The organism is Modestobacter lacusdianchii, assembly GCF_054177765.1.
The window spans coordinates 117190-142371 of the sequence record NZ_JBJJTJ010000009.1 but is presented as its reverse complement, the minus strand read 5'-3'; the positions used below and the strand labels follow the sequence as shown (position 1 = coordinate 142371).

The 25182-nt window shown below is 75.4% G+C and carries 24 protein-coding genes; 16 read left to right on the top strand and 8 right to left on the bottom strand.

Translation table 11 applies throughout. The annotated features are described in order from the left end of the window. The first annotated feature begins 128 nt into the window (after positions 1 to 128). The 4 genes from sepH to ACJTNH_RS09060 all read left to right on the top strand — a co-directional run bounded on the left by sepH (position 129) and on the right by ACJTNH_RS09060 (position 5481). Positions 129 to 1079: a septation protein SepH gene (gene sepH / locus ACJTNH_RS09075; RefSeq protein ID WP_458174776.1), complete on the top strand. Its 951-nt coding sequence runs from the start codon at positions 129 to 131 to the stop codon at positions 1077 to 1079. A 69-nt stretch (positions 1080 to 1148) separates the two neighbouring features. After that, on the top strand, positions 1149 to 2957 hold the full coding sequence (locus tag ACJTNH_RS09070; RefSeq protein WP_458174774.1) for an ABC transporter ATP-binding protein: 1809 nt from the start codon (positions 1149 to 1151) through the stop codon (positions 2955 to 2957). Further along, the gene (locus ACJTNH_RS09065) at positions 2954 to 4825 is read left to right on the top strand and encodes an ABC transporter ATP-binding protein (protein WP_458174772.1); all 1872 of its coding nucleotides are present in this window, start codon (positions 2954 to 2956) and stop codon (positions 4823 to 4825) included. Before ACJTNH_RS09070 ends, ACJTNH_RS09065 begins: the two co-directional genes overlap by 4 nt. Positions 4826 to 5007: 182 nt before the next feature. After that, a complete protein-coding gene (locus ACJTNH_RS09060) occupies positions 5008 to 5481 on the top strand; it encodes a general stress protein (protein ID WP_299956113.1) in 474 nt (157 codons plus the stop codon). An 80-nt stretch (positions 5482 to 5561) separates the two neighbouring features. On the opposite strand, the gene ACJTNH_RS09055 is transcribed toward ACJTNH_RS09060, so the two are convergent. Next, positions 5562 to 5771, bottom strand: coding sequence for a hypothetical protein (locus tag ACJTNH_RS09055; RefSeq protein WP_458174770.1), 210 nt, complete (start codon positions 5769 to 5771; stop codon positions 5562 to 5564). Positions 5772 to 5826: 55 nt separating this feature from the next. Next, positions 5827 to 6636, bottom strand: a complete 810-nt coding sequence (locus tag ACJTNH_RS09050; protein WP_458174768.1) for a TrmH family RNA methyltransferase — start codon at positions 6634 to 6636, stop codon at positions 5827 to 5829. 96 nt (positions 6637 to 6732) lie between these two features. On the opposite strand from ACJTNH_RS09050, the gene ACJTNH_RS09045 reads away from it, so the two are divergent. The 9 genes from ACJTNH_RS09045 (at position 6733) to ACJTNH_RS09005 (ending at position 16444) form a co-directional block, all read left to right on the top strand. Continuing rightward, complete coding sequence (locus ACJTNH_RS09045; RefSeq protein ID WP_458174766.1) at positions 6733 to 7698, top strand: NAD(P)/FAD-dependent oxidoreductase; 966 nt, start codon at positions 6733 to 6735, stop codon at positions 7696 to 7698. A 34-nt stretch (positions 7699 to 7732) separates the two neighbouring features. After that, the gene (locus ACJTNH_RS09040) at positions 7733 to 8758 is read left to right on the top strand and encodes a hypothetical protein (RefSeq protein ID WP_458174764.1); all 1026 of its coding nucleotides are present in this window, start codon (positions 7733 to 7735) and stop codon (positions 8756 to 8758) included. A gap of 80 nt (positions 8759 to 8838) precedes the next feature. Further along, positions 8839 to 10170 (top strand): diguanylate cyclase domain-containing protein, encoded by a 1332-nt coding sequence (locus ACJTNH_RS09035; RefSeq protein WP_458174762.1) that lies wholly within the window; start codon positions 8839 to 8841, stop codon positions 10168 to 10170. A gap of 89 nt (positions 10171 to 10259) precedes the next feature. Then, positions 10260 to 10979: an ABC transporter ATP-binding protein gene (locus tag ACJTNH_RS09030; protein ID WP_458174760.1), complete on the top strand. Its 720-nt coding sequence runs from the start codon at positions 10260 to 10262 to the stop codon at positions 10977 to 10979. Beyond that, positions 10976 to 11743, top strand: a complete 768-nt coding sequence (locus ACJTNH_RS09025; RefSeq protein ID WP_458174758.1) for an ABC transporter permease — start codon at positions 10976 to 10978, stop codon at positions 11741 to 11743. Before ACJTNH_RS09030 ends, ACJTNH_RS09025 begins: the two co-directional genes overlap by 4 nt. Before the next feature lie 65 nt (positions 11744 to 11808). Next, positions 11809 to 12378, top strand: a complete 570-nt coding sequence (locus tag ACJTNH_RS09020; RefSeq protein WP_458174756.1) for a TetR/AcrR family transcriptional regulator — start codon at positions 11809 to 11811, stop codon at positions 12376 to 12378. A gap of 12 nt (positions 12379 to 12390) precedes the next feature. After that, positions 12391 to 13134, top strand: a complete 744-nt coding sequence (locus ACJTNH_RS09015; RefSeq protein WP_458174754.1) for an ABC transporter ATP-binding protein — start codon at positions 12391 to 12393, stop codon at positions 13132 to 13134. Then, the gene (locus ACJTNH_RS09010) at positions 13131 to 13817 is read left to right on the top strand and encodes an ABC transporter ATP-binding protein (protein ID WP_458174752.1); all 687 of its coding nucleotides are present in this window, start codon (positions 13131 to 13133) and stop codon (positions 13815 to 13817) included. Before ACJTNH_RS09015 ends, ACJTNH_RS09010 begins: the two co-directional genes overlap by 4 nt. After that, positions 13814 to 16444: a hypothetical protein gene (locus ACJTNH_RS09005; protein ID WP_458174750.1), complete on the top strand. Its 2631-nt coding sequence runs from the start codon at positions 13814 to 13816 to the stop codon at positions 16442 to 16444. The genes ACJTNH_RS09010 and ACJTNH_RS09005 overlap by 4 nt, the downstream gene beginning before the upstream one ends. Positions 16445 to 16558: 114 nt before the next feature. On the opposite strand, the gene ACJTNH_RS09000 is transcribed toward ACJTNH_RS09005, so the two are convergent. Next, on the bottom strand, positions 16559 to 17380 hold the full coding sequence (locus tag ACJTNH_RS09000; protein ID WP_458174748.1) for a thioesterase family protein: 822 nt from the start codon (positions 17378 to 17380) through the stop codon (positions 16559 to 16561). A gap of 233 nt (positions 17381 to 17613) precedes the next feature. On the opposite strand from ACJTNH_RS09000, the gene ACJTNH_RS08995 reads away from it, so the two are divergent. Then, positions 17614 to 19011, top strand: coding sequence for a hemolysin family protein (locus ACJTNH_RS08995; RefSeq protein WP_458174746.1), 1398 nt, complete (start codon positions 17614 to 17616; stop codon positions 19009 to 19011). Beyond that, positions 19008 to 20102: a CNNM domain-containing protein gene (locus ACJTNH_RS08990; protein WP_458174744.1), complete on the top strand. Its 1095-nt coding sequence runs from the start codon at positions 19008 to 19010 to the stop codon at positions 20100 to 20102. The genes ACJTNH_RS08995 and ACJTNH_RS08990 overlap by 4 nt, the downstream gene beginning before the upstream one ends. Here the strand turns inward: ACJTNH_RS08990 and thpR are convergent. From thpR to ACJTNH_RS08965, 5 genes are all read right to left on the bottom strand, one after another. After that, entirely contained in the window at positions 20069 to 20611 is a 543-nt protein-coding gene (gene thpR, locus ACJTNH_RS08985; protein WP_458174806.1) for an RNA 2',3'-cyclic phosphodiesterase, read from the bottom strand. The two genes, ACJTNH_RS08990 and thpR, sit on opposite strands and share 34 nt — an antisense overlap. A 17-nt stretch (positions 20612 to 20628) precedes the next feature. Next, positions 20629 to 21228, bottom strand: a complete 600-nt coding sequence (locus ACJTNH_RS08980) for a hypothetical protein (protein ID WP_458174742.1) — start codon at positions 21226 to 21228, stop codon at positions 20629 to 20631. Further along, entirely contained in the window at positions 21168 to 22667 is a 1500-nt protein-coding gene (locus tag ACJTNH_RS08975; RefSeq protein WP_458174740.1) for an MFS transporter, read from the bottom strand. The genes ACJTNH_RS08980 and ACJTNH_RS08975 overlap by 61 nt, the downstream gene beginning before the upstream one ends. Continuing rightward, a complete protein-coding gene (locus tag ACJTNH_RS08970; protein WP_222192414.1) occupies positions 22664 to 23098 on the bottom strand; it encodes a MarR family winged helix-turn-helix transcriptional regulator in 435 nt (144 codons plus the stop codon). The genes ACJTNH_RS08975 and ACJTNH_RS08970 overlap by 4 nt, the downstream gene beginning before the upstream one ends. 147 nt (positions 23099 to 23245) lie before the next feature. Continuing rightward, positions 23246 to 24808, bottom strand: a complete 1563-nt coding sequence (locus tag ACJTNH_RS08965) for an NCS2 family permease (RefSeq protein ID WP_458174738.1) — start codon at positions 24806 to 24808, stop codon at positions 23246 to 23248. Between the two features lie 164 nt (positions 24809 to 24972). Here ACJTNH_RS08965 and ACJTNH_RS08960 point away from each other — a divergent pair, with 164 nt between their 5' ends. Continuing rightward, positions 24973 to 25182 (top strand): DUF2530 domain-containing protein, encoded by a 210-nt coding sequence (locus ACJTNH_RS08960; RefSeq protein WP_458174736.1) that lies wholly within the window; start codon positions 24973 to 24975, stop codon positions 25180 to 25182.

The following is a 25182-nucleotide window of genomic DNA, read 5'->3' as shown; positions in this document are numbered from 1 at the left end:
CGGGGCCCGTTGTCGAGCCGACGCGCCGGACCGGGCGTGTCGGTGGGTGCAGCTCCCGGCGGCGCGGATAGCGTGGCGCTGGTCCCCGCTCCCGGACCCGCACCGAACCCCTGCTGGAGGTCGTCCTCATGCGCTCCTTGCGCCTCGTGGCGCTCTCCGCGGACGGCAAGCGACTGGTGCTGGCCGCGGACGCGCCCGACCAGACCGACGCCACGGAGGACGGCGAGCGCTTCGAGCTGCCGGTCGACGACGAGCTGCGGGCCGCCCTCGCCGGGCCGGACCGCGCACCGGCCCGGCCGGCCCAGGCCCCGGACCTGCCGCCCCGGGTGATCCAGGCCCGGATCCGGGCCGGGGAGACCCCCGAGCAGGTCGCCGAGTCCTCCGGGACGCGGGTCGAGCGGATCATGCGCTTCGCCCACCCGGTGCTGCAGGAGCGCATCCGGGTCGCCGAGCAGGCCCGCGAGGCGCGGGTGCGGCTGTCCGAGGGCGTCCCGAGCATCCCGCTGGAGCAGTTCATGTCCGAGCGGCTGCGGCTGCTCGGCGCCGACCTGGACGCGGTCAGCTGGGACGCCCACCGCACCGAGGACGGCACCTGGCAGGTCCGCGCCGACTGGCGGGCGGGGCACAAGTCGGGCACCACGCGGTGGAGCTACGACCTGCCGGCCCGCACCGTCACCCCGGTGGACGCCACGACCATGGACTTCGCCGAGGGCACCCGGCTGGTGCGCGTCGTCCCCGACGTCCCCGCCGGGCTGCCGGCGGCGCCGATCTCCCGGCGCGGGGTCGCCGTGGTCCGGGGCGACGAGCTGACCGAGACGAACGAGCTGGACACCGGCGACCAGTTGCCCGACGACGGGGTGACCGACGTCGTCCCGGCCGAGAGCACCCCCGACGACGAGCTCGCCGGCGACCTCGAGCACCCGTCCGCACCGCGGGGCCCCGGGCACGACGACGAGGTCGACCCCGACACCCAGGACACCCTGGTGCTCGGCCGGCTGGGCGAGGGCGAGACCGACGACCCGCGCGCCCGGATCCCCGCCTGGGAGGACATCGTCTTCGGCGTGCGCCGGAACCGCTGACGGGGGCGGCTCCGCCCCGGGCGTAAATGGTTCGTTGCTGTCGGCACCCCGGCTTAGCCTGAGCGCGCCATGACCGAGACCGCCGCCCCCGCCGCCGACACCCGGGGCCGGCTCTCCGCGCTGGCCCGCCTGCTGCCCTTCACCCGCCCCTACCGGGGCCTCATCGCGCTGACCTTCACCGGCGCGCTGCTGGCCACGCTCACCCAGCTCGCCGTGCCGCTGATCGCCCGGGCCGTCGTCGACGGGCCGATCGCCCGCGGCGACCGCGCCGGCCTGGTCCCGCTGCTGGCCCTGGCGCTGGTCTTCGGCGTCGCCGAGGCGGCGCTGTTCTTCCTGCGCCGCTGGGCGATGAACATCAGCAGCCTGCAGATCGAGCGCGACCTGCGCGACACCCTCTACCAGCGGCTGCAGCGGCTGCCGGTCGCCTTCCACGACGGCTGGTCCTCCGGGCAGCTGCTGTCCCGCGCGACCTCGGACGTCTCCACCATCCGGCGCTTCGTCGGCTTCGGTGCGGTCTTCCTCGTCGTCAACCTGGTCACCTGCGCCGTCGTCGGCGCGCTGCTCGTGGCCACCTACTGGCCGCTGGGCGTGGCGGTGCTGGTCACCTGCCTGCCGCTGACCTTCTTCGGGCTGCGCCTGGAGAAGCGCTACAACGCCGAGTCCCGGCTGGTGCAGGACGAGCAGGGCGAGCTGGCCACCGACGTGGAGGAGGCGGTCCAGGGCATCCGGGTGGTCAAGTCGCTCGGCCGCAGCGGCCTGGTGTTCGGCCGGTACGACCGCAAGGCCCTGCGGCTGCAGAGCCTGGAGCTGCGCAAGGTGCGCACGCTGGCGCTGATCTGGTGCCTGTTCGAGTTCCAGCCGCAGATCACCCTGGCGGTGATCCTCGTGGGGGGCTCACTCGCGGTGAGCAGCGGCGCCCTCACCGTCGGCGGGCTCGTCGGCTTCGTCGCCCTGTACACCGTGCTGCTGTGGCCGATCCTCTCGCTGGGCTTCCTGCTCGCCCAGGCCCAGGAGACCGCCAGCGCCTGCGACCGGATCGGCGAGCTGCTCGACGCGCCGCTCACCGTCACCGACGCCCCGGGCGTGCGGCCGGCCGCGGTGGGCAGCCCCGCCCGGCTGCGGTTCGAGCACGTCGGCTTCCGCTTCCCCGGCACCGCCGACCCGGTGCTCACCGACGTCGACCTGGAGGTGCGGCCCGGCGAGACCGTCGCCCTGGTCGGCGCCACCGGCTCGGGCAAGACGACGATGACCGCCCTGGTCGCCCGGCTGTACGACGTCACCAGCGGGCGGGTCACCCTCGACGGGCACGACGTCCGCGACCTCCCGCTGGAGCAGCTGCGCACCGTGGTCGCCTCCGCGTTCGAGGAGGCGACGCTGTTCTCGATGAGCGTGCGGGAGAACGTCACGCTCGGCCGCCCCGGCGCCGGGGACGCCGAGGTGGCCGAGGCGCTCCAGGTGGCCCAGGCCGACTTCGTGCACGACCTGCCCTGGGGTCTCGACACCCGCATCGGCGAGCAGGGCCTGTCCCTGTCCGGCGGGCAGCGGCAGCGGCTGGCGCTGGCCCGCGCCGTGCTGGGCCGCCCGTCGGTGCTGGTGCTCGACGACCCCCTGTCGGCGCTGGACGTGCACACCGAGGCGCTCGTCGAGCGCGCGCTGCGCGAGGTGCTCGCGGAGACGACGGCGCTGGTGGTCGCCCACCGGGCCTCCACCGTGCTGCTCGCCGACCGGGTGGCGCTGCTGGAGGGCGGCCGGATCACCGCCGTCGGGCGGCACACCGACCTGCTCGCGCAGGTGCCCGCCTACCGGGCGCTGCTCTCCTCCGAGTCCGAGCTCGCCGGCCTCACCGGCACCGACCTGAGCGAGGTGGGCGCCCGATGACCACCCCGGGCACCGGCGCGGCCGTGACCACCGACGCCGGCGGCGCACCGGCCGACGCGCACGCCGACTGGCGCGGCGTGGCCGGCGAGGACGCCGACGACCTGGACGCCTCCGCCAGCTCCTTCCTCCGCGGCCGCTCGCGGCGGCTGCTCGGTGAGCTGCTGCGGCCGCACCGCCGGGCGCTGTGGCTGCTGCTGGCCGTCATCGTCGTGCAGAACCTCGCCTGGCTGGCCGGCCCGCTGCTGATCGGCATCGGCATCGAGGTCGCCGTCCCCGCCCTGCTGGACGACGATCCGTGGCCGCTGGTCTGGGTCACCGCGGCCATGGTCGTCGCCGCCGTGCTCGACACCGGGCTGCGCTACCGCTTCCTGATGGGCTCGGGTCGGGTCGGCCAGGCGGTGCTGCTCACCCTGCGGCGGCGGGTGTTCACCCACGTCCAGGGGCTGCCGCTGTCGTTCCACGAGCGGTACACGTCCGGCAAGACGATCAGCCGCCTGACCAGCGACGTCGAGGCGCTGGCCGAGCTGTTCGACGAGGGGCTCGACGGGCTGCTCACCGCACTGTTCAGCGTGGTCTCCATCGGCGTGCTCATGCTCGTGCTCGACCTGCCGCTGGGCCTGGTCGCGCTGCTCGGCCTCCCCGCGCTGTACCTCGTCGGCCGCTGGTTCCAGCGCAGCTCGACGGTCGCCTACCGGCACACCCGGCAGACCATCGCCGCGCTGATCGTGCAGTTCACCGAGACCTTCGGCGGCATCCGCGCCGTGCAGGCCTTCCGCCGGGAGCCCCGCAACGACGCGCTGCACGCCGAGCTCAACGAGGCCAACCGCAAGGCCCACCACCACGCGTTCTGGCTGATCGCCGTCTTCGTGCCCAGCGTGACGATGATCGGCAACCTGGTCACCGTCGCGGTGCTCGGCTACGGCGCACTGCGGGTGATGGACGGCGACCTCGAGGTCGGCTTCCTGCTGTCGTTCCTGGTGTACCTGCGCCGCTTCTTCGACCCGCTGCAGGACATCGCGATGTTCTACAACAGCTACCAGTCGGCCAGCGCCGCGCTGGAGAAGCTGTCCGGCGTGCTGGAGGAGCGCTCGGCCGTGCCGGAGCCGGCCGACCCGCAGCCGCTGCCCGACCCCGTCGCCGGCGAGGTGGTCTTCGACGACGTGCGCTTCGGCTACGGGGGGTCGACCGTGCTCCCGCAGCTCGACCTGACCATCCCGGCCGGCCAGACGGTCGCCCTGGTCGGTGCCACCGGCGCCGGGAAGTCCACGCTGGCCCGGCTGGCTGCGCGGTTCTACGACCCGGTCGCCGGTCAGGTGCGGCTGGACGGCGTCCCGCTGGACCGGCTGACCGACGCCGACCTGCGCCGGGCCGTGGTGATGGTGACCCAGGAGAGCTTCCTGTTCTCCGGGTCGATCGCCGACAACATCTCCTTCGGCAAGCCGGACGCCACCCGCAGCGAGATCGAGGCAGCGGCCCGGGCGATCGGTGCCGACACCTTCATCCGGGCGCTGCCCGAGGGCTACGACACCGAGGTGGCCAAGCGCGGCGGCCGGCTGTCGGCGGGGCAGCGCCAGCTGGTCAGCTTCGCCCGGGCGTTCCTGGCCGACCCGGCGGTGCTGGTGCTCGACGAGGCCACCAGCTCCCTCGACGTCCCCTCCGAGGTGCTGGTGCAGCAGGCCCTGCAGACGCTGCTCGCCGACCGGACGGCGCTGATCATCGCCCACCGGCTCTCCACCGTGGAGATCGCCGACCGGGTGCTGGTGATGGACGCCGGCCGGGTGGTCGAGGACGGCTCGCCGGCCGAGCTGGTCGGCGGCACCGGCCGGTTCGCCGACCTGCACCGCGCCTGGGCCGACAGCCTGGTGTGATGAGGGACCCCGCTGCCCCCACGCCACGCTCCGCGCGGCGCGGGACCCTGCAGCGGGGCCGGAGGAACAGGGTGTCCCGGAAGATCGTTTCGGGTAGTGAGCCGGTCGTCGTCCTGGTGGGCACCCGTGGCGGCCGGAACGTCCGGCCTCCATCAGCAGGCCGACTCGGAACGGAGATCGAGATGTCAGCTTCTGTGTCCATGCCGCTGGGCGGCGTGCAGGTGGGTTCGTACGACGACTACCAGCAGGCCCAGCGGGCGGTGGACTTCCTCTCCGACGAGAAGTTCCCGGTGGAGAACGTGACCATCATCGGCAGCGACCTGCGCCAGGTCGAGCGGGTCACCGGCCGGCTCAGCTGGGGCCGGGCGATCGGCGCGGGCGCGGCCAGCGGGGCCTGGTTCGGGCTCTTCGTGGGCCTGCTGCTGGGCATCTTCGCCGCCGACGGCAGCGACTGGTTCGGCTCGGTGCTCAGCGGCCTGCTGATCGGGCTGGTGTTCGGGGCCGTCTTCGGCGCCGTGGGGTACGCGGCCTCGCAGGGCAAGCGCGACTTCACCAGCACCAGCCGGATCGTGGCCGGCCGCTACGACGTGATGTGCGCCCCGCAGTTCGCCGAGCAGGCCCGGGCCGAGCTGGCCCGCCTGTCGCTGCGCGGCTGACGACGCCGCAGCTCAGCCGAGGCCCGGCCCCCGTGTGGATCAGGGGGCGGGCCTCGCTCAGCGGGCGAGCGCCCGGGCGGTCACGGGCCGTTCATGCCACCGCTGGTGCGGTGCCCCTGGGCGTCCGCGCCGCGGTAGGCATCGGCATCGCCGTGCACCGCGCCCCGGGACACGTTCCGGCCGACGTCGCCGGCCACCCGGGCGCCGCGGGCCCGGGCCCGGTGGTCCATCAGGGCAGTTCCGGCCAGCAGCGCCGCCAGCAGGACACCGAGGACGATCCAGAACGTCATGGTGGAACGGTAGGGGCCGGAACGCGGCATCGCCAGGAGCCCAGCCGTCAGCAGGTCAGCGGAGGGTGGCGAAGGTGATCGCCGCAGCGGCCGCCACCCCGAGCGAGTCGACGCCCGCCCGCATCGGGATCCGGGCCCGCACCCGGGCCGTCTCCTTGGCCGCCGCGCTGAGGCCCGGCCCCTCCGCCCCGAGCAGCACGGCGGTGCGCGGGTGGGCGGCGAGGTCGACGTCGGCCAGGTCGACAGCGTCGGCCGCCGGGGTGAGGGCGATCGTGAGGTACCCGGCCTGGTGCAGCCGCTCCAGCCCGCCCGGCCAGTCGCCGAGCACCACGATCGGCAGCGACAGCACGTGCCCCATCGACACCCGGACGCACCGCCGGTACAGCGGGTCGGCGCAGGTCGGGTCCAGCAGCAGACCGTCGACGCCCAGCGCCACCGCCGACCGGGCGATCGACCCGATGTTCTCGTGGTCGTTCAGCCCCTCCAGCACCGCCAGCCGGCGCGGCGCGGCCGGGTCGGGGCCGGCCAGCAGCTCGTCCAGGTCCGGCGGGGGCAGCCGGTCGGCGGAGGCGAGCACGCCCCGGGTCAGCCGGAACCCGATGACGTCGGAGAGCACCCACCGGTCGGCCTCGTAGGCGGGCACGTCGTCGGGCAGCCGCAGGGCGGCCACCCGGCCGGGGACGCCGAAGACGCTGCGCACCGGGTAGCCCGAGGCGAGCAGCCGCTCGACCGCCGGGACGCCCTCCACGATCACCGGTCCGGTGCCCCGTTCGGTGCCGGGCTTCCGGTCGCCGGCGACCAGGTCGCGGAAGTCGGCGACCCGCTCGTCGGCGGGGTCGGTGATCAGCACGGGGAGGACGGGCACGACGAGGATCATCCCCGGCGCCGTCCGGCGGTCAGGTCACCCGGCCCCTGCGTGCCCCGACGGGCACGATCGCGTCGTGGACCGCAGGATCGTGCCGTGAGCAGCCCGGGCAGCACGGTCGTCATCGGCGGCGGCATCGCCGGCATCGCCTGCGCCCGGGCGCTGGCCGACCGGGGCCGGCCCGTCCAGGTGGTCGACCGCGGCCGCCGGCTGGGCGGCCGGATGGGCGGCCGCACGCTGCACGGCCGGCCGGTCGACCTGGGCGCCTCCTACCTGACCGTCGCCGACGGCTCGCCGTTCGCCCCGGTGGTCTCCGGCTGGGTCGACCGCGGCCTGGCCCGCCCGTGGACCGACACCTTCGCCGTCGCCGGGCCGGACGGCATCGAGCGGACGACGTCGGGCCCGCTGCGCTACGGCACCCCCGGCGGCCTGCGGAGCCTGGTCACCGACCTGGCCACCGGCCTGGACGTGCAGCTGGAGCGGGCGGTCACCCGGGTGGACGGCGACGGTGGTCCGACCGTGGACGGCGCCCCGGCCGCCGCCGTCGTCCTGGCGATGCCCGACCCGCAGGCGGCCCGGCTGCTCGGCCCCGGCGCGGCGATCGCAGGGAGCCTGCAGCCCACCGAGTGGCAGCCGACGCTCGCGGTGGCCCTGAGCTTCTCCGGCCGTCGCTGGCCGGCCGACCTGCACGGCGCGTTCGTGCACGACTCCCCCGCGCTGGAGTGGGTCGCCGACGACGGCGACCGGCGCGGGGACGGCGCACCGGTGCTGGTCGCGCACACCACGCCGGCCCTCGCCGCCGAGCACCTGGACGAGCCGGAGCGGGCCGTGCCCGCGGTGCTCGCCGCGGTGCGTGCGGTGCTGGGGCTGCACGATGAGCCGGAGTGGACGCACGTCCACCGCTGGAGCTTCGCCAAGCCGGCCGCCCCGCGGGAGGAGCCGTTCGCGGTCACCGGTGGCATCGGGCTGTGCGGCGACGGCTGGTCGGCGCCCTCGAAGGTGGAGAGCGCGTGGCGCTCCGGCGACGCCCTGGGCACCGCACTGGCCGGCCCGACCGACTGACCGGACCCGCCGACCGAGGAGACGGGGAGCACGCGTGCCCGGAGGATTCAGCCCCTCACCCGGACCGTCCGACGCGGCGGCCGAGACCGAGAACTCGAACGGCTCACGCGGCGCCGCGCTGGTCCGGGGCGTCGGCGTCCCGGCGCTGGTCGCCACCGTGGTCGGGCTGGCCTTCGTGATGGTGTTCCTGGACGCCTTCCGCGCCGCCGTGCCGCACGACCCGCCGGTGGCGGTCGTCGGCAGCAGCCAGCAGGTCGAGTCCGTCGCCGGCACGCTGGAGGAGCAGTCCCCGGGGCGGCTCGCGGTCCGGTCGCTGCCCGACGAGGCGGTCGCCCGGGACGCCGTCCGGCAGGCCGAGGTCTACGGCGCCCTGCTGCTCGACGGCCCGCAGCCGCGGCTGCTGGTGGCCGGCGCCCACGGGCAGGGCGTCACCCAGACCCTCACCCAGGCGTTCGGCCCGATCGCCGAAGGGCTGCAGGTGGTCGACCTGCAGCCGCTGTCGGCCGGGGACTCCCGCGGGCTGGGCATCTTCTACAGCGCGTTCGGGGTGGTGCTCGGCGGCTTCCTGTTCGGGATCAACTCCTACCAGGCCGCGCCGAAGCTGCCGCTGCGCTGGCGGGTGGTGAGCATCCTGCTGTTCGCGACGGTCTCCGGCCTGCTGGTCGCCTGGGCCGCCGGGGTGCTGTTCGACGCCGTCCCGGCCGGGTTCTGGACCCTGGCCCTGCTGGTCGGGCTGCTGGCGCTGGCGGTGGCCGCACCGGCCGCGCTGGTCCTGCGGGTGATCGGCTCGGGCGGCACGTTCGTCACCTCGATCGGGCTGATCATCCTGGGCAACGCCACGAGCACCGGGAACCTGCCGGCGGAGTACCTGCCGCCGTGGATGCAGCCCCTGGCCGGGATCCTGCCGCCCGGGGTGGCCGTGCGGGCGCTCCGCGGCGCGGCCTACTTCGGCGACGACGGCGTCGTCCGGGCCCTGTGGGTGCTGGCTGCGTGGTCGATCGTCCCGCTGCTGCTGATCGCCGTGCTGGACGCCGTGCGTCGCCGACGCGCCGGCCGGTGACTGGCCCCGGGTCCCCCTCGCCGGGGGGAGACCGGCCTCCCGGGGGTCCAGTCGAGGCACCCGGGTGCCGATCTGGCCCCATGGCGCCACCGCGGACGACGGGTCGAGGGGACACCCCTGCCCGCTGGTCGGCCTTCACCCGGCTGGCGGTCGGGATGGCCCTGCTCGGACTGGCCGTCGGCGCGGTCTTCCCGGTGTTCGCCGAACTGCTCGGTGTGCCGGCCCGGTACGCCGAGGACCCGGTGTTCCGGGTCGCCTGCCTGGCGGCCGGCCTGGTGCTGGGCGCGGCCAACTGGCTGCTGGCCCGGCACGTGATCGGCAGCCGCCTGCGGCTGCTCGCCGGCCGCCTCACCGACGTGGCGCACACCGTCGGCGACCCGGTGGCCACCGCGCAGGGCCGGGTGCCACCGGCCACCGCCCTGGCCCTGCCGGTGGGCTCCGCCGACGACCTGGGCACCACCGCCGCGGCGTTCAACGCCCTGCTCGTCGCGCTGGAACGGGAGCGCCGGTTCCGGTCGGTGGTGCAGGCGACGAACGACGTCCTGGCCCTGTTGACGCCCGGCGGGCAGATCTCCTTCGTCTCCGACTCGGTCTCCGACGTCCTGGGCTGGTCCCGTGAGGAGCTGCTGGGGAGTCGGGCGCAGGACCTGCTGCACGTCGACGACGCCGACCTGTTCACCGCGGACGGCGAGCCGGTGACCCGCGACCAGGACCCCTCCCAGGTCTTCCTCGTGCAGGCCCGGCACCGGGACGGTGGCTGGCGGCACCTGGAGATCAGCTCCTCCGACCGGCGCAGCGACCCGGTCATCGGCGGCCTGCTCGTGACCGCGCGGGACGTCACCGAGCGGCTGGAGCTGCAGCGCCGGCTGGCCTTCCAGGCCACGCACGACGAGCTGACCGGCCTGCCGAACCGGGCGGCACTGCTCGCCCGGGGTGCCCAGCTGCTGACGGTTCGGGCGCGGCTGGCCGTGCTGCTGATGGACCTGGACCGGTTCAAGGAGGTCAACGACACCCTGGGGCACGGCTACGGCGACCGCCTGCTGGCCCAGGTCGGGCCGCGGCTGCGGCCGCTGCTGCGGGACGAGGACCTGCTGGCCCGGCTCGGCGGCGACGAGTTCGCCGTCCTGCTGCCGGAGGCCACGGCGCGGGATGCGTGCACCACGGCCGGGCAGCTGCGGGACGCGCTGCGCGCGCCGTTCCCGGTCGACGGGCTGGCGCTGGAGATCGGCGCCAGCATCGGCGTGGCCGCTACCGGCGACGAGCCGGTGGAGATCGGCGCCCTGCTCCGGCAGGCCGACGTGGCCATGTACGTCGCCAAGGAACGGCAGAGCGACGTGGAGCTCTACGACCTCTCGACCGACGAGCACGACCGCCGTCGCCGGCTGCTCACCGAGCTGGGCCGCACCAGCTGAACTCCCCGGCGACGCCCGGGCTCTTGTCCTGCCAGCACAACTCATCTAGCGTTGATTTCATCAGCCGTTGAGTTGTCTCGGGAGGGCCCATGACCGCCGCCGTGACCGTCTCCGACCTGGTGGTGCACCGCGGTGCACGCCGGGTCCTGCACCAGGTCAGCTGCTCCGTGCCACCCGGCCGGGTCACCGGCCTGCTCGGCCCCAGCGGCAGCGGGAAGAGCACCCTGCTGCGCGCCGTGGTCGGCGTGCAGCGCGTGCACTCGGGCACCGTCACCGTGCTGGGCCGGCCCGCCGGCACCGCGGAACTGCGTGCCCGGGTCGGCTACGTGACCCAGTCGCCCAGCGTCTACCCCGACCTGACCGTGCGGGAGAACGCCCGCTACTTCGCCGCCCTCGCCGGCCGGGGCGCCGCTGCGGCCGACGCCGCACTGGCCGACGTGGGCCTGGGCGCGGCCGCCGGGCAGCTGGTGGGCGACCTCTCCGGCGGGCAGCGCGGGCGGGCCTCGCTCGCCTGCGCCCTGGTCGCCCGGCCCGAGCTGCTGGTGCTCGACGAGCCGACGGTCGGGCTGGACCCGCTGCTGCGGGTCGAGCTCTGGGCGCACTTCCACGCCCTCGCCGCGGCCGGGACGACGCTCGTCGTCTCCAGCCACGTGATGGACGAGGCCGGCCGGTGCGACCAGCTGCTGCTGCTCCGCGACGGGCGGCTGCTCAGCGACTCCACCCCGGCGCAGCTGCGCGCCCGCACCGGCACCGACGACCTGGAGGAGGCGTTCCTCTCCCTGGTCCGCGCCGAGGGGGTGCCGACATGACCACCGCGCTCTCCCCGCGGCTGACCTCCACCACCGCCGGGCGGGTGCTGCGCCAGCTGCGGCACGACCACCGCACCGTGGCGATGCTGCTGGTGCTGCCCAGCGCCCTGCTCGGGCTGCTGTACCTGCTGTGGGCCGACGTCCCCACCCCGCCCGGCCAGCCGGCGACGTTCGACCGGGTCGGGCTGACCATGCTGGGGGCCTTCCCGTTCGTGGTGATGTTCCTGGTCACCAGCATCGCCATGCTCCGGGAACGGACGTCCGGGACGCTGGAGCGGCTGCTCACCACACCGCTGTCCCGGCTGGACCTGCTGCTGGGGTACGGCGCGGCCTTCGGCCTGGCCGCGGCGCTGCAGGCGGTGGTCACCGTGACGGTCGCGACCACCGCCTACGACCTGGACGTCGCCGGCCCGCTCGCGCTGGTGGTGCTGATCGCCGTCGTCGACGCGGTGCTCGGCGTGGCCCTGGGGCTGCTGGCCAGCGCCTTCGCCCGCAGCGAGTTCCAGGCCGTGCAGTTCATGCCGGTGGTGGTGCTGCCGCAGTTCTTCCTGTGCGGGCTGCTGGTGCCCCGCGACCAGCTGGCCGGGTGGCTGCAGGCGGTCAGCGACGTCCTGCCGCTGACCTACGCGGTGGAGGCGCTGCAGGAGGTGGGCGCCTCCTCGGCGGCGACCGGCACCATGTGGGTGGACGTCGGCGTCGTGGCCGGCGCCGCGCTGCTGGCCCTGGGCCTGGCGGCGGCCACCCTGCGGAGGAGGACCAGCTGAGCCAGCCCGCCCGCCGCGCCCGGCCCACCGGACGACGGCCCGGCAACCCGGACACCCGGGACGCGGTGCTCGCCGCCGCCCGCGCCACCTTCGCCGAGCGCGGCTTCGACGGCGCCTCGATCCGGGTGATCGCCACTGCCGCCGGTGTCGACCCCGCCCTGGTGCACCACTACTTCGGCAGCAAGGACAAGCTGTTCCTCGCCGCGATCGAGGCGCCGGCCGACCCCGAGGAGCTGCTGCCCGAGCTGCTCGCCGGCGGGACGGCGGACCTCGGCGCCCGCGTCGTCCGGCTGCTGCTGCACGTCTGGGACGGGCCGGGGCGGTCCGCCGGGCTCGCCCTGGTGCGGTCGGCGGTCACCAACGAGTGGACCGCCCGGCTGCTCCGGGAGTTCCTGGTCTCCCAGGTGCTGCGCCGGGTGGTGGGCACGCTGGGCCTGCCCGCCGCCGAGGCGGAGGCCCGGGGGTCGCTGGTGGCCTCCCAGCTGATCGGGGTGGTGATGGCCCGCTACGTGCTGCGGGTCGAGCCGCTCGCGTCGGCGACCGCCGAGGAGCTGGTCGCGGCCGTCGGCCCCACCGTCCAGCGCTACCTGACCGGCGACGTGCAGCTCCCCGCCGTGGTTGCGCCCAGCACCTAGGCTCTCGCCTCGATGAGCACCGACGACGGCTTCCACTTCGCGGCCGACCCGCTGGCCGCCCCGGTGTTCAGCACGCCCGAGGCGCCACCGGCCGCGGTGTGCCGGGGGGTGCGCAAGACCTACCGGACGGCGACCGAGTCGGTGACCGCGCTGGACGACGTCACGGTCGCCATCCCCCGCGCCCAGGTGACCGTGGTGGTCGGGCCGTCGGGGTCGGGCAAGTCCTCGCTGCTGCGGCTGCTGGCCTGCATCGACTCACCCGACGCCGGGGAGGTGCTCATCGCCGGGCAGCGGGTCGACCGGCTGGGTGCCCGGGCCCGGCGCAGGCTGCGCCAGCGGCAGGTCGCCTACCTGTTCCAGCGGCCCGGCGAGAACCTGCTGCCCTACCTGGACGCCGTCGCGCAGATCCGGCTGGCCGCCGCGCTGCGCGGTGCTCCCGCCACCGAGGACGACGCCCTGGAGCTGCTGGGCAGGCTCGGCCTGCGCGAGCGGGCCGACCACCACCCCGCCCAGCTCTCCGGTGGTGAGCAGCAGCGGCTTGCCGTCGCCTGCGGCGTGGTCGGCGACCCGGCGCTGGTGGTCGCCGACGAGCCGACCGCCGAGCTGGACACCGCCGCCGCCGAACGGGTGCTGGTCGCGATGGAGGACCTCGCCGCCGCCGGCGTCGGGTTCGTCATCTCCTCCCACGACCCGCGGGTGATGGCGATCGCCGACGGGTTCGTGCGGCTGGACCACGGCCGGCTGGTCGCCGCGTGAGCCCCCGGCTGCAGCCGGCCGGCGGCTTCGCCGCCACCGGCCTGGTCAAGCGGTTCGCCCGCGGTGCGGAGACGGTGACCGCGCTGGCCGGGGTCGACCTGCGGGTGGACGCCGGGGAGTTCGTCGCGCTGGTGGGCCCGTCGGGCTCGGGCAAGAGCACCCTGCTGGCGCTGCTGTGCGGCTGGGAGACCGCCGACGAGGGCCGGCTGGAGCAGCTCGGCCCGCTGGCCGGCCGGTCACCGGCGGACCTGGGCTGGCGCGAGCTGGCGCTGGTGCCGCAGGCGCTCGGCCTGGTCGCCGACCTCAGCCTCGCCGACAACGTGCTGCTGCCCGCGCGGCTGCGCGGCGCCACCGCCGACGCGGAGCCCCGCGCCCGGGCGCTGCTGGCCGACTTCGGCGTCGACCACCTCGCCGACCGCTACCCCCACCAGGCCTCCCTGGGCGAGCAGCAGCGGGTCGCCGTGGCCCGTGCGCTGCTGCTGCGGCCGGCGGTGCTGCTGGCCGACGAGCCCACCGCCCACCAGGACCGCGGCCACGCCGACCGGCTGCTCGACGCGGTCACCGACGCCGCCCGGGAGGGCTCGGCGGTGCTGATCGCCACCCACGACGAGATCGCCTGGGCCCGCGCCGACCGGGTGCTGTCCATGCGCGACGGCGTGCTCACCGACGGGGCGCCGTCGTGAGCCGGCCCCCGCTGTGGCGCCTGGCGCCCTGGACCCGGGCCCCGTGGCTGGGTCTGCGCCAGCCCGCCGCCGTGCTGGCCGTGCTGATCACCTCCGCGATCCTGGCCTGCGCGGTCGCCTCCGCCCCGCTGTTCCTCTCCTCCGCCCGCTCGGCGGCCCTGCAGCAGCAGCTCGCACCCCAGTGCGCCGAGGCCGGCTGGCTGCAGACCGGCCTGGGCACCCAGCAGTTCGACCAGAACGGTGACCCCTCGGGCACGCCGACCACCGCGGCCACCGACGAGGCCCTGGCCGCTGCCTGGGGCGAGCAGGGGCGGGACAGCCGGCCGGTGCTGGTGGCTGGCGGCGGCGGGGTCACCACGGCCGCCGGTGAGCCGGCGTCCATCGGCGTGACCCTCTTCCACCGGCCGGCCGCGCTCGAGCACGTCGACGTCGTGGCGGAGCGGCCGGGCGCAGGCGTCTGGCTGCCCGCCGACTACGCCGACGGAGCCGGCATCGCGCTGGGTGACCGGATCGCCGTCGCCGGCGTCCCGGTCGACGTGGTCGGCCTGTACACGGCGCTCTACAGCGTCGACCCCGGGCCCTACTGGTGCGACTACCGCCAGCTGTACGCGAACGACACCAGCGCGAACGTCCCGCCGCCGGCGCTCGCCCTGACCACCGACCCCGCCGTCTTCTACGAACTGAGCCCCGGCATGGGCGGGGTCAGCCAACTGGCCGAGGTGCCCCTCGACCGGGACGAGCTCTCGATCTCGGAGGCCCGTCGCCTGATCGACGCCCAGGCCACGGCCCAGCGGACGGCGACGGGCCTGGACCCCGGGGACCGGGGTGCCGCGGTCAACACACGCCTCGCCGAGGCGGCCGACCGCGCCTCGCTGATCGAGCGCGGGCTGCGTGGCCCGGTGATCCCGGTGGCCGTCGCCGGGGCGCTGCTCGCGCTGGTCCTGGTCGCCGCGGCCGGCAGCTTCTGGGCCGACCGGCGGGCCACGGAGGTCCGGCTGCTGGCCGCCCGCGGGGTCGGGCCCGTGCCGCTGGCCGGCAAGACCGCGCTCGAGCTGGGCCTGCCGGCGCTGGCCGGGGCGGCGCTGGGCTGGGCGGCGTCCCGCCTGCTGATCGCCGGGCTGGGGCCGGCCGACGACCTCGACCGGTCGGCGACCACGGCCGCGGGCTGGGCCGGGGTGGCGGCCTTCGTCGTCGGCCTGGGCGCGGCAGCCGCCGTCGCCGGGCTCCGTGCGCGGGGCACGGCCGAACGTCCGCTGGGCGCGGCACCCCGCTGGCCGGCGAAGGTGCCGTGGGAGCTGGCGCTGCTGGTCGCGGCCGCGTGGTGCTGGGTGCTGCTGGAAAGCCGGGACGCGGTGGTCAGCGACGCCGGGGTGGCGCAGGTCAACGGACTGCTCGTGGCGTTCCCGCTGCTGGCGGTCGCCGGCGCCGCGGCGCTGCTGGCCCGGCTGGTCACCGCGCTGCTGCCCCGGCTCCGCCGCTGGGCCGGCCGCCGCTCCCCCGCCGTCTTCCTCGCCGTCAACCGGCTCACCGCCGCCCGCCTGGCCACCGCGACGCTGCTGGTCGCGGTGACCCTGCCGGTCGCCGTCCTCGGCTACACGGCCACGCTGACCGCCAGTTCCCAGACGACCCTGGACGCGAAGGTCGGGGTGCAGGTCGGTGCCGCGCGCGCCCTCACGTCGGTGTCCCGGATCGACGCGGTGCCCGGCGTCGAGCGGATCGGCACGTTCGTCGTCCGGTACGAGGGCGACGTCGTCGACGCCGAGGGAGACCGCGTGGACGTCCAGGTGCTGGCCGTCGACCCCGACACCTTCGCCGGGACGGCGTTCTGGGACGACTCCTTCGCCGATGCGTCCCTCCCCGACCTGATGGCCGCGCTGCAGGGTCCCGAGGTCGACGGCCGGGTGCCGGTGGTGACCCAGGGGGTGCCGCTGGGCGATCCGGAACTCCGGCTGGGCAGCACGCGGCTGGCCGCCGAGGTGGTCGCGCAGGCCCGGGTGCTGCCGGGTCGTCGCACCGTCGACCCGATGGTCCTGGTCGCCGCCGACCGGGTGCCCGCCATCGACCGCAACGCCGGCTCGAACCGGCAGTCGGAGGTCTGGACCAACGGGCCGCTCGCCCCGGCGGTCGAGGCGCTCGTCGACGCAGGCGGCCTGCCGGGGCGCCAGATCACCCCGGCGGTCGTGCTCAACACCGCCAACTTCCTCGGCATCACCTGGACGTTCGGCTACCTGTCGGCGCTGGCGGTGTTCGTCGGGGTGATCGCCGTCGGCGGGCTGCTGCTGTACCTGGAGGCCCGCTCGCGCACCCGGGTCGCGGGCTACGTGATGGCCCGGCGGCTGGGGCTGACCCGTGCGGCGCACCTGCGCTCACTGCTCGTGGAGCTGATCGGGGTGGCGGTCGCCGGCGTGCTGCTGGGCGGGGTGCTGGCCGCGGGCGCGGTGGCGCTGGTCTACCGGCGGTTGGACGTCGACCGGGTGCGCCCGCCGACCCCGCTGCTGGACGTGCCGTGGCCCGCGCTGGCGCTCAGCGCGGTCGTCGTCCTGGTCGTCGCCGGGCTGGCCGCCCTCTACGCCCAGCGGGCCGCCGACCGCGCCGACCCGGCCACGGTGCTCCGCCAGGAGGCCTGAGGCCCGCGCTGGGACGCAGCAGTGATCAGGTCCCCTGATCACTGACTGTCCTACCGCACCAACGCTGCTGCGGTAGGACAGTGTTCGATCAGGGGACCTGATCGATGCTGGGCGTCAGCGGGGGGCGCGGGCGAGCTGGCGGCTCTGCGCGACGAGCCGGCCGGTGGAGTCCCAGATCCGGTAGTCCTCGTCGATCCAGCCGCCGGCGATCTCGCTCGCCCGCGCCTCGACCAGGCACCAGCCCGGCGCCGGCAGGGCCCGCACCAGCACCTGCAGCTGCACGGTCGGGGCCCAGCCGAACAGCCCGAGCGCCCACGGCGTCGGCGGCAGCACGTCGGCGAAGGTGACCAGCGCCAGCGGGTCGGGCTCACGGTCGTCGGCGAACCGCACCCAGGCCCGGAGCACCGGCTCCTCCCCCGGCTGCCCGAGCGCCCACCCGGCGGTGTCCGGGTCGAGCCGGGTCTCCACCCGCCGGGTGAGCCCGGGGACCGACACCGAGGACGGCGCCAGGTGCGCGTTCCCGGCGAGGGAGAAGCAGTCGGCCACCGGGGTGGCGGCCGGCATCGGCGAGGAGAACGCCGGCTCGTCGGCGGTGAGGGTCGCGGTCGTGGCCTGGACGCTGACCGCCGGCCCTGTGGCGTCGGAGAGCAGCACGGTCGAGTGCGCGAGCGTCCGCCCCGCCGGGCCGGGGGTGACCGTCAGCGACGCCGGGCCCGCCGCGGCCGCGCGCAGGTAGCTGGCCGACAGGGCCACCGGATGGGCGTGCGGGGACTCCAGGACGGCGGCCCGGGCGACCACGGAGAGCAGGTAGCCGCCGTTGAGGACGCCACCGCCGACGTCCCAGCCGGGGTCGAGGGTCGCGGACAGGCCACCGCCCTCGCTGCGGGTGACCGCGGTGGCGGCGTCGAAGGCGGAGGTGGGCTCGGGCTGCGGCACGGCGGTCAGGGTGCCAGGCCCGCCTCCGGCCGGTGTCCGGTGACCACCGCAGTCGCGGCACCGGCTCGCCCGCACGGGTGGTCCGGGACCCCCGTGGGAACCGCTCGGCGACCCGGCCCGTTGGCGGAGTCCACGGGCCCGGGAGTCCTGGGCCCCCACCGACAGAGAGACATGAGCGCACACCACATACCCCAGGCCAGGCACTGCTGTTCGACCGAGGCGGTGCCTGGCCAGTGACGACGCTCCTCTCCCTCAGCACGGGTGTGCTGGTGGTCCTGCTGATCACGGCGGCCACCGGGTACTTCGTCGCCCAGGAGTTCGCCTACATGGCGGTCGACCGCTCCCGGGTGGGCGCCGCTGCGGCAGGCGGCGACGCTGCCGCAGCCCGCACGCTGGGCATCACCCGCCGCACGTCGTTCATGCTCTCCGGCGCGCAGCTGGGCATCACCGTCACCGGTCTGCTGGTCGGCTACGTGGCCGAGCCGCTGATCGGTGACTCCCTCGGCGAGCTGCTCGGCGGCACGGGTGTGCCGACCGCGGTGGCCATGGGCACCGGCGCCGTCCTGGCGCTGCTGTTCTCCACCCTGGTGCAGATGCTCTTCGGCGAGCTGTTCCCGAAGAACCTGGCCATCGCCCGCTCCGAACCGGTCGCCCGGTGGCTGTCCCGGTCCACCGCGGTGTACCTGGCGGTGTTCGGCTGGCTGATCTGGGTCTTCGACCAGGCGTCGAACCTGCTGCTGCGCGCGCTGCGGATCGAGCCGGTGCACGACGTCGAGCACGCTGCGACCGCCCAGGACCTCGAGCACATCGTGGAGGACTCCCGGGAGAGCGGGGACCTGCCGGCCGAGCTGTCGATGATGCTCGACCGCATCCTCGACTTCCCCCGGCGGGACGTCGAGCACGCGATGGTGCCGCGGTCGCGGGTCGCCACCGTCCCCGAGACGACCACCCTCGGCGACCTGCGGCGGCTGATGGCCCAGGGGCACTCCCGCTACCCGGTGCTCGCCGCCGGCAGCGAGGACGTCGTCGGCGTCGTCCAGCTGGCCGACCTGCTGCGCACCCGGGAGCCCGACACGGCCCTGGTCGCCGCCATCGCCCGGCCGCCGCTGGTCGTGTCCTCGCTGGCCGCGCTGCCCGACGCGCTGGACCAGCTCACCCGGGCCGGGCAGCAGCTGGCCTGCGTGATCGACGAGTACGGCGGCTTCACCGGCGTGCTCACCCTCGAGGACCTCGCGGAGGAGCTGGTCGGCGAGATCACCGACGAGCACGACCCCGCCGACCCCGGCTACGAGCCGGTGGCCGACGACGGGGTGTGGGAGATGGCCGGTGACGTGCACGTCGACGAGGTCGAGCGGTCCCTGGCCATCGACCTGCCGCGCGGTGACCACGAGACCGTCGCCGGCCTGGTGATCGCCGTGCACGGCGACCTGCCCGACGTCGGCACCGTCGTCGACGTGGAGCTGCCGGCCGACCCGGCCGACCTGGTGGACGACGACGCGCCCGCCACCCGGCTGCTCCGGGTCACCGTCCTCGCCGTCGACCGGCACGTCCCGTCCCGGCTCCGCCTGGAGCTCCCGGGCACCGCCCCGGCCGGGTCCGCCGACCGCACCGACGAGGAGGTCTCCCGATGACCGACGACCCGATCGTCGTCCTGGCCGCGACCGTCGCCATCGTCGGGCTCAGCGCCTTCTTCGTGGCCGTGGAGTTCGCGCTCATGGCGGCCAAGCGCCACCGGCTGGAGGACGCCGCGGCGAGCAGCCGCTCGGCCCGGGCCGCGCTGCGCAGCTCCTCGGAGCTGACCCTGCTGCTGGCCGGCTCGCAGCTGGGCATCACCGTCTGCACGCTCGCACTGGGTGCGATCACCAAGCCGGCCGTGCACCACTGGCTCACCCCGCTGTTCGAGGGGTGGGGGCTGCCCGCGGTCGCCGCCGACGTGGTGGGCTTCGTGCTGGCGCTGGTGATCGTCACCTTCATCCACCTGGTCGTCGGGGAGATGGCGCCCAAGTCGTGGGCCATCGCGCACCCCGAGCGGTCGGCCACCCTGCTGGCGCTGCCGATGCGGGGCTTCCTGGTGCTCACCCGGCCGCTGCTGCGGGCGCTCAACGCCGCTGCGAACGCCCTCGTCCGCCGGGTGGGGGTCGAGCCGGCCGACCAGGTCGCCGTCGGCTCCACGCCGGAGGCCCTGCGGCACCTGGTCGAGCACTCGGCGAACGTCGGCGCGCTGGAGGTCAGCTACTCCGCGCAGATCGCCGGCGTGCTGGAGCTCGAGCAGCTGACCGTGCGTGAGCTGCTCACCCCGGGCAGGGAGCTGACCGGGGTCCCCGCCGCGGCGACCGTCGAGCAGGTCCGTGCGGCCACCCGCGAGTCCGGCCACCTCCGGGTGCTGCTGGGGGTCGGCCCGGGCGAGCGCCCGAACGCGGTGGTGCACGTCCGCGACACGCTGGCCGCACCCGGCGACGCCGCCGCAGCCGACTTCGCCCGGCCGGTGTTCGCCCTGCCCGCCGACACCACGGTGCACGCCGCCCTGGCCACCATGCGGGACACCCGCAACCACCTGGCCGTGCTCACCGACGACCGCGAGGTGCTGGGGGTCATCACCCTCACCGACGTGCTCCAGCGGCTGTTCCCGCGGGACGCGGCGGCAGCCGGGGACGGCGGCGACGAGCGGCCGCTCAGTTCAGCAGTGCCTCAGCCGACCGGCCAGGCGGCGACCCGCTCGTAGCGCGGCTCGGGCCCGAGGTGGCTGCGCCACAGCACCACCTCGGGCACCGGCCACACCGGCCCCCGGTACCCGGCCAGCCGCTCGGGCAGGTCGCCGTCGGCCGGCTGACCGGGCCGCCACCGGCCGATCGTGAGGTGCGCCCGGAACGGGCGCTCCTCCACCGGCAGACCCAGCCCGCGCGCGGCAGCGGCCAGCCGGCCGGCCAGCGCGGTCAGCTCCGCGACGTCGCCGGCCAGGCCGGCCCAGCAGACCGCCGGACGGCGACGGGAGCCGAACCGCCCGGCCCCGGCCAGCTGCAGGGACATCGCCGGGGCCGCAGCGACGGCCGGGCCGACCGCGGTGGTCAGCGGGGCGAGCCGGGCACCGGGCACCTCGCCGAGGAAGAGCAGGGTCAGGTGCCACCGCGCGGACGGCGTCCACCGCGGGGCGCCGGGGGCGGAGCGCAGCGGCGCGAGGGCACGGTCGAGGTGGGTGACCGCCGCCGCCGGTGGGTCGACGGCGAGGAACAGCCGGCCGGCCGACCCGCTCAGCCGGTCACCAGCCCGGCGGCCTCCAGCTCTCCGAGCAGCCGCAGCCGCTCGAACTCCCGGGCCGTCTCGGGGGTGTCCAGCAGCCGGTGCGGCACCTGCAGCAGGTCGGCGGCCTCGACCAGCACATCGTCGTAGGCGGCCAGCAGCCCGCGCCGGCGGGCCATCGGCATGCCACCGGGCACCGTGGTCAGCTCCCGGGTGAGCCGCCGCAGGTCGGCGGCGACGAGCTGGAGCGGACGGCGGACGGCGGGTGACACCGCCCGCGGTGACGAGACCGCCCGCTGCTGGCCGGTCCCGGGGGCCCGGCGGCCGGCGGGGTGGTGCCCGGCAGCCGGACGGCGGCGGGGCGGGGCGACCCCCGGGCCGGGGGGCGTCGCCTCCATGAACCGGGTCGACGGGGCGGCCGGTGGCCGGGGCGGCTGGTCGACCTGCTCGCGGGCCCGCCGCTGGGCGGCCACGTCGCGCTGCCGCTGCCCGGTGAAGACGCGCAGCAACCAGACGAGCACGGCGACCCCTGCGGCGACCATGGCGATGATCACGGCGAGGTGCAGCGAGCTCGTGGTGAGGTCTGCGGCGACCGACCCTGCGGAGGGCACGGAGCGACGGTACGTCCGTCAGCGCGGTGTGACAACGCGAACGCTGTCCGCGACCGGTTCAGCGGACCGGGTCGCGCGTCGCCTGCTCCCCGGGTACGGCCCCGTCCGCGGCCTCCGCGAGGCCCGCGACCCGGTTCGGCAGCCGCGCCGGGGCCACGTGCAGGTGGGCGCTGGGCGGGACGACGTGCAGCTCGAGGCGTACCCGGTGCCCCCCGCGAGAGCACCACGCCCGCGGCCGCCGCCACGACGATGCAGACGATGCCGCCGCCGATCAGGCCCCACGGCGCGCCGAACCGCTCGGAGACCCAGCCGATCAGCGGTGCCCCCACCGGTGTCCCGCCCATGAAGGCCATGAAGTACAGCGCCAGCACCCGGCCGCGCATCTGCGGCTCGACGCCCAGCTGCACGAAGCTGTTGCAGGCCACGCTGAACACCAGGGCAGCGGCACCGGTCGGGACGAGCAGCGCGGCGAAGGCGACGTAGTGCCCCATCAGGCCGCTGACCACCAGCAGCAGCCCGAAGGCGACGGCGGAGACGACCAGGAACCGCTGCAGCGGCCGGGCGCTGCGGCGGGTGGACAGCAGCGCGCCGGACAGCGACCCGACCGCGTAGGCGGTGGACAGCAGACCGAAGGCGCCGGCGCCCAGGCCGAAGACCTCCTTGGCCATGAGCGCGATGGTGATCTGGGAGTTGAAGCCGAAGGTGCCCACGGTGAAGGCCAGCACCATCGCCAGGATCAGGTCGGGGTGCCGGCGGGTGTAGCCCAGCGTCTCCCGCAGCTGCCCGCGGGAGCGGGCCACCGGCGTGCTGCGGTCGAGCTCCCCGACCCGCATGAAGGCCAGCGCCGCGATGGTGGTGGCGAAGCTCGCGGCGTTGACCAGGAACGCCGGGGCGGTGTCCCCGCCGGAGACCGCGATCAGCGCACCGGCCACCGCGGGCCCGATCAGCCGAGCCCCGTTGAACACCGTGGAGTTGAGGCTGACCGCGTTGGCCAGCAGACCCGGGCCGACCATCTCCGACACGAAGGACTGCCGCACCGGGGTGTCCAGCGAGGAGACGACGCCCAGGCCCAGGGCGAGCAGGTAGACGTGCCAGAGGTCGATCGAGTCGGTGGCCACCATCAGCCCGAGCCCGAGCGCCAGCACGCCCATCACCGCCTGGGTGAGCATCAGCACCCGGCGCTTGTCGTACCGGTCGGCGAGCACGCCGCCGTAGAAGCTGAACAGCAGGGTGGGCCCGAACTGCAGTGCCGTGGTGATGCCGAGCGCGACGCCGCTGTCCCCGGACAGCTGGAGCACCAGCCAGTCCTGCCCGATGCGCTGCATCCACGTCCCGGTCTGGCTGACCAGGTTGGCCGAGACGTAGAGCCGGAAGTTGCGCACGCGCAGCGCCCGGAACATGCCGGCGCGCGGGGTGGGGTCAGCAGCCGTCGAGGTCACCCACTGGCGAGCTTGTCCATGATCACCGCGGCCTCGCGCAGCACGGCGCGTTCCTCGGCGGTCAGCTCCTGGAGGTGCCCGGACAGCCAGGCCTCCCGGGCCCGGACCTCCTCGTTCATCAGCTCCTCGGCCGCAGGCGTCAGCTCGATGACCACCTGCCGCCCGTCGGTCGGGTGCGGCGTCCGGGTGACCAGGCCCTTGGCCTCCAGCGCCACCACCACCCGGGTCATCGACGGGGGCTGCACCCGCTCGTGGGTGGCCAGCTCGCCCGGGCTCATCGGCCCGTGCCGCTTGAGCGTCGACAGCGCGGCCAGGTGGGTGAGGGTCACCGAGGTGTCCACCCGCTGGTTGCGCAGCCGCCGGGAGAAGCGCATCACCGCCAGCCGCAGGTCGTGGGCGAGCGCCGCGGTGTCCAGCGTCGTCCGTGCCACGTGTTCCACCTTAACCGTAGAAAGGAAGCATGACTAACGACCTGCCCCGTCCGGGGGCCCGCCCCGAGCGAGGCGACGTACTGGAACGGCCCCCGTCCAGGGGCCCGCCCTGAGCTCGCGAAGGGTGGGGAGGACGGGGGTCCTTCGTCAGAGGAGCTGCTGGATCGGCTCGAGCGCGAAGTAGACGACGAACACCGCGGCCACGATCCACATCAGCGGGTGCACGTCCCGGCGGCGGCCGACCGCCAGCCGCAGCAGCACGAAGCTGACCACCCCGGCGCCGATCCCGTTGGTGATCGAGTACGTGAACGGCATCAGCGCGATGGTGAGGAAGGCCGGGATGACCAGCGACATGTCGTCCCAGGCCAGGTCGCGGATCTGGCTGATCAGCATGGCGCCGACGATGACCAGCACCGGTGCGGCGGCCTCGGAGGGCACCACCTGCACCAGCGGGGTGAAGAAGGCCGCGACCAGGAACACCACGCCGGTGACGACGCTGGCCAGCCCGGTGCGGGCACCGTCGCCGACCCCGGCCGCGCTCTCGATGTAGGTGGTGTTCGACGAGACGCTGGAGGCACCACCGGCCGCAGCCGCCAGCGAGTCGACCAGCAGCACCGGCTGGGAGCGGGGCAGGTTGCGGTCCTCGTCGAGCAGGTCGCCCTCGGCGCCGACGGCGGTCACCGTGCCGACCGTGTCGAAGAAGTCGGCGATCATGATCGCGAAGACGATCAGGACGGCGGCCAGCACGCCGATCCGGGAGAAGCCACCGAACAGCGAGAAGTCCCCGATCAGCGACAGGTCGGGCAGGCCGATCCAGTCGTCGGGCCACGAGGGCACCTGCAGCGCCCAGCCGCGCGGGTTGGCCTCGCTGCCGTCGGCGCCGGTGCGCGGCCCGACCTGCGCGATCGCCTCCACGACGATGGCGAACAGCGTGGTGACGACGATGCCGATGAGCAGCCCGCCCTTGACCCGCCGGACGACGAGCACGCTGGTGACCAGCAGGCCGACGACGAAGGTGAGCAGTGGCCAGCCGGCCAGCTGACCGCCGACGCCGAAGCTGATCAGCGGCGAGCCGGGCCGGATCACCCCGGCGTCGGCCAGGCCGATGATGGTGAGGAAGAAGCCGATGCCCACCGCGATGGAGATCTTCAGCTGCGCCGGGATCGCCTCGAACACCGCCCGGCGGAACCCGGTGAGCACCAGCACCGTGATGAGCAGGCCCTCCAGCACGACCAGGCCCATGATCTCCGGCCAGGTCAGCTCGGTGGCCGCGTAGACCGCGACGATCGCGTTGATGCCCAGGCCGGCCGCGAGGGCGAAGGGGTACCGGCCGATCACGCCCATCGCGATGGTGAGCGCGCCGGCCACGAAGGCGGTGACCGCGGCGACGGAGGCGAACGGCAGCGTGTTCCCGTCGATGTCCGCACCGGACAGGATGATCGGGTTCAGCACCACGATGTAGGCCATCGTGAAGAAGGTGGTCAGCCCACCGCGCACCTCGCGCCCGAAGGTGGAGCGCCGCGCGGTGACCTCGAAGTACCGGTCGACCCCGTTCCTCGGCCGGATCTGCGGGCCGGCGCTGCGCCGCGGGCCCGTGACGACCTCGGCGGGGACGCCGGCGTCCGCCGGGGCCGGCGCCGTGCCGGTGGCTGCGGTCGCACCCGCGCCACCGGCGACCTTGCGGGCACGGTTGCGGGACTTGTCGGGCATGGGTGACCCCCGGGGGACGGCGACCGGCACGGCCCCGGCGGTGTCGACACACCGGCGGACCGCCCGGCGCAGCTGACATCGAGCGGCGACAGCGTGCCACACGCGCCGGGCCAGGTCGTTCCACCTGCGTTCCGTTCCGGTTGCGCCGGACCTAGGGTCGGGGCGTGCCCGCGCCCACCCGCCCCTCTCCCCCGCCGCTGCAGGTCGACACCACCCGGGTCGTGCTGGCCGGCACGGCGCTCTGGGCGGTCGCGCTGGTCGTGCTGCTGTTCCTCGGCGATCGGGTCGACCCGGTCTGGACCTGGACGTGCGTGGCCGGCGTCGTGCTGCCCGGCCTGGGCCTGGCCCTCATGCGCTGGCAGGGCCAGCGCTGA